Raw genomic sequence first — 258 nt, forward strand, 5'->3', positions numbered from 1 at the left:
TTCACTCAGCGCATCCTGTATGGCTTTTTCTGTTTCTGTATCCAGTGCTGATGTGGCTTCATCTAGGATGAGTATAGAAGGGTTTTTCAGGAACATTCGTGCAATTGACAAGCGCTGCTTTTGACCGCCTGACAGCTGGAAGGGATACAAATCTTTTTTATCCTCAAGTCCTACCTTTTGCAGGAGCTGAATGGCTTCTTTTCGCACCTCTTCTTTTGGCCGGCAGGCCTTCGTCGCTTCGTGCATCGACGCCTACAT

Annotated in this window: 1 protein-coding gene; it reads right to left on the reverse strand. The window is 47.7% G+C overall.

Translation table 11 applies throughout. The annotated features are described in order from the left end of the window. The coding region (locus tag SB658_RS25270; protein ID WP_410603176.1) for an ATP-binding cassette domain-containing protein at positions 1 to 246 on the reverse strand (246 nt) is incomplete at its 3' end. Between the last annotated feature and the right edge of the window lie 12 nt (positions 247 to 258).

It is taken from the genome of Bacillus sp. SIMBA_008 (assembly GCF_046535495.1).
In the GTDB taxonomy this organism is placed as follows: Bacteria; Bacillota; Bacilli; order Bacillales; family Bacillaceae; genus Bacillus; species Bacillus subtilis.